Raw genomic sequence first — 1,030 nt, forward strand, 5'->3', positions numbered from 1 at the left:
TCTATCACAACGCAGTGAGATTCTTTCGACTAGACAAGAAATAAATGCCGCCGTCTAACAAGGCGTTGCAGCGGAGGCCGCGAAGCGCAGTTCTCATGCACATCGGAGTGTCACACGCGGCCCCGCTGAACGCGAGCGTTAGACATCCAAGCGCAGTGTAGAGACAAGCTAAGGAAAGTAATGCAGCCTTGATCATTTTGAGAACTTAACCTGGAGGTGATTTTATGGATCAAGCAGTGTCAGCATTGTTGGGGGCATTGATTGGTGCTCTGGCTGGACTTGGAGCAACTTGGTTAACCACTTCACGTCAAGAGCAATCTGAACATCGCAAATGGCTTAGAGAAAAACGACATCAAGCATATACCAATGCGTTAAAGTCATTATCCAAAGCAACCGTCATCCCCATAGGCACAAATACAAAAGAGATTGAATCTTGGTATTGTGGCCTTGCGGAAGTGAGAGAAAGCCTCATAGCCCTTCAGGTTTACTGTAGCAATAAAAGAATTGCAGAATTATCTGGAAAGCTCTTTGAGGCAATAGAGATTCAGCCCTTTGTTTCGGTAGCTGGTTCCGCATACAGTCTTGATCAGGAATCAGGAAATATAGCAGGAATAGTTGTTTGGGGTGTTGCGCTGATCAGAGGAAAAATTGACAAGGTGTTGAAAGAGGTAACCAGAAGCGCGAGTTCCGATCTGGGACGAGATATAATAGCAAACTGAATTTTTGCATTGTCAAATCGGCGAAGCAACACCAGCATTAAATGGGCTTGAATCCTCAGGGGGAATGCCTGAATGTGCAAACAGATGTCTAACAAGGCGTTGCAGCGGAGGCCGCGAAGCAAATTTCTCATGGATACTTCAATGCCGTTCGCGGCCCCGCTGAACGCGGGCGTTAGGTGGCGATAACATTAAATATGCAGATGGAGTTATCTGATGGACTCGGTTCTATTTGAAGCACTCTTAAATGAGGATGAGAGTGAATCACTTGATTTTAAACGTGAACAGTATCTTTTTGACGGAGCGACAGATGA

General features: G+C 45.8%; 1 protein-coding gene. It reads left to right on the plus strand.

Annotated elements, in window-relative coordinates:
• Positions 1 to 224 precede the first annotated feature (224 nt).
• Positions 225 to 719 (plus strand): hypothetical protein, encoded by a 495-nt coding sequence (locus VJ464_17420; GenBank protein HKQ06913.1) that lies wholly within the window; start codon positions 225 to 227, stop codon positions 717 to 719.
• Positions 720 to 1,030 lie beyond the last annotated feature (311 nt).

This window comes from Blastocatellia bacterium (genome assembly GCA_035275065.1).
In the GTDB taxonomy this organism is placed as follows: domain Bacteria; phylum Acidobacteriota; class Blastocatellia; order UBA7656; family UBA7656; genus DATENM01.